Source organism: Pseudomonas sp. PS01299, assembly GCF_029960145.1.
Taxonomy (GTDB): Bacteria; Pseudomonadota; Gammaproteobacteria; order Pseudomonadales; family Pseudomonadaceae; genus Aquipseudomonas; species Aquipseudomonas putida_A.
In genome coordinates this window covers 1-1714 of sequence record NZ_JASCPO010000463.1, presented here as the reverse complement: position 1 = coordinate 1714, position 1714 = coordinate 1, and the positions used below count along the sequence as shown (strand labels likewise).

3 protein-coding genes are annotated in these 1714 nt (G+C 58.8%); all 3 read right to left on the bottom strand.

Annotation, left to right across the window (positions count from 1 at the left end):
- Positions 1 to 84 precede the first annotated feature (84 nt).
- The 3 genes from QMX91_RS31010 to QMX91_RS31000 all read right to left on the bottom strand — a co-directional run bounded on the left by QMX91_RS31010 (position 85) and on the right by QMX91_RS31000 (position 1521).
- Positions 85 to 465, bottom strand: coding sequence for a DUF6124 family protein (locus QMX91_RS31010; protein WP_282413898.1), 381 nt, complete (start codon positions 463 to 465; stop codon positions 85 to 87).
- 456 nt (positions 466 to 921) lie between these two features.
- The gene (locus QMX91_RS31005; protein WP_225138476.1) at positions 922 to 1254 is read right to left on the bottom strand and encodes a DUF2790 domain-containing protein; all 333 of its coding nucleotides are present in this window, start codon (positions 1252 to 1254) and stop codon (positions 922 to 924) included.
- Positions 1255 to 1320: 66 nt separating this feature from the next.
- A complete protein-coding gene (locus QMX91_RS31000; RefSeq protein WP_282413897.1) occupies positions 1321 to 1521 on the bottom strand; it encodes a co-regulatory protein PtrA N-terminal domain-containing protein in 201 nt (66 codons plus the stop codon).
- Positions 1522 to 1714 lie beyond the last annotated feature (193 nt).

Here is a 1714-nt window from a genome sequence, read left to right as displayed (position 1 = left end):
GGCTTGCTCGCGAAGGGGCCGTGTCAGTCAACATCATTGCTGAATGACACACCGCTTTCGCGAGCAAGCCCGCTCCCACAGGGATTACGAGCCGGGTTCCACTTTATCCAGCGCTTTGTTCACCGCCAGTTCACCGAGCATGACCACCTGCGCGATGCCGAGCAGCGTCTTGCGATGCGTGCCCTCCAGCAACGCGGCGAAGTCGCCGAGCATCACCGTGGCCGAGGCCAGGGATTCGCAGGCGTTGGCCAGCAGGGATTCGGTGTCGGCGTTGGGATTGACCAGAAACAGCGCGTTGGCGGTGTAAGGCGTGGCCATGATGGGCGCTGCGGGCTTGAGGTAGTAGTCGAGGGCGCGCTCGGCGGCTTCGTGGAGTTTGTGGGTGTCGATGGCGGCGTAGGGGGATGTTGGATCGGGGTCTGCAGCAGCGTTCGCTTCGGGCGGATTGGGTATTGGCTTTTTCATGGTGTATCTCCAGTCTTGCGGTGGAGCTGGCCCATTCGGTTCCACGCGATGGGTGGCAGCTGTACGCAGGTTGGAACCCGGGGACCAGAGAAAACCCGGCAGACTCGAAGTCTCCCGCGCACAGCCGCCATAACAGAGTGCACACCATGAAGGTGCGCAAGCATACGTCATGAAAGCCTCTTTTGCGCTTCTTGGGTCCCGGGGTTCCAATCCCGATCGCTGATTTGGCAGCGACCCACACAGGCTAGAGAGCGGACGTCCGAGGGACAACCTGAAAACATTGTGGGAAGGTTCAGCTTTTCCCACACAACCTTTAAACATTCCGAATCTAAATACAGATCGTGATACTGAAAATGTGCCCCGTGTAGGAGCTGCCGAAGGCTGCGATCTTTGACTTTGAAGACCAAGATCAACAGATCGCAGCCTTCGGCAGCTCCTACAGGGATTAGGTGTTGGTTAGCCACCACTGTTGCGGCACAGGCCTGCCACGCTGTACTTGAGCGTATTGAGCTGCCCTTGCGAGTCTTCGTAAGTCATGGCCGTCGGCACCACCGAGCAAGCCGGCTGCGGCTTCACCACGCTGACGATTTTCACCACGTCGAGCTTCATGCCGTATTCATATTCCTTGACCACCGGCGCCGCTTTGCCGCGCTCGGCGGCGTATTGCTCCATGGCTTTGGCGTTGGCGCTGAAAGCACGTTCGAAAGTGCGATCGCCGCCGCCTTCAGCCAGTGCATTTACCGACATCGCCATGACGCCGGCGAAGGTCATCCATTTGATCAACTGCATGTTTACTCCTCCGTAAAAAAGCCCGGCATCGGCACACGACAACGGGCTTGTTCCAGTGCGCCGGGCTTACAGGTCTTTGGTGCTGGCGTCTTTCTTCTCGTTGACGACGACCGGGTCGCGGGCCTGTTCCTTGGCCACGAACAGCTCCACGGCGCGATCATTGGCGGTCATCATCCGGTCGAACGTGCGGTCACCACCGCCTTCGGCCATGGCCAGGGACGACAGCATCAGGGCGGCTGCGAAGGTGCTCAGTTGGGCGAATTTCATGGTTGATTCCTCGTTTAAGTAACTGACGGGATCAAGGTAACAAGGTGAACCTTTCGTGACGGTGGCGGAGGAATTACATATCCGTTATCTGCCGGATCAGTGCACGGAACCCGTGTGGGAGCGGGCTTGCTCGCGAAAGCGGTGTGTCATCCAACATTGATGTCGACTGACACGGCCTCTTCGCGAGCAAGCC

Bases quoted from the DNA above. Each gene is read 5' to 3' on its own strand.
- QMX91_RS31005 (WP_225138476.1), bottom strand. From the start codon at position 1,254: ATGCAGTTGATCAAATGGATGACCTTCGCCGGCGTCATGGCGATGTCG.
- QMX91_RS31000 (WP_282413897.1), bottom strand. From the start codon at position 1,521: ATGAAATTCGCCCAACTGAGCACCTTCGCAGCCGCCCTGATGCTGTCG.
- QMX91_RS31010 (WP_282413898.1), bottom strand. From the start codon at position 465: ATGAAAAAGCCAATACCCAATCCGCCCGAAGCGAACGCTGCTGCAGAC.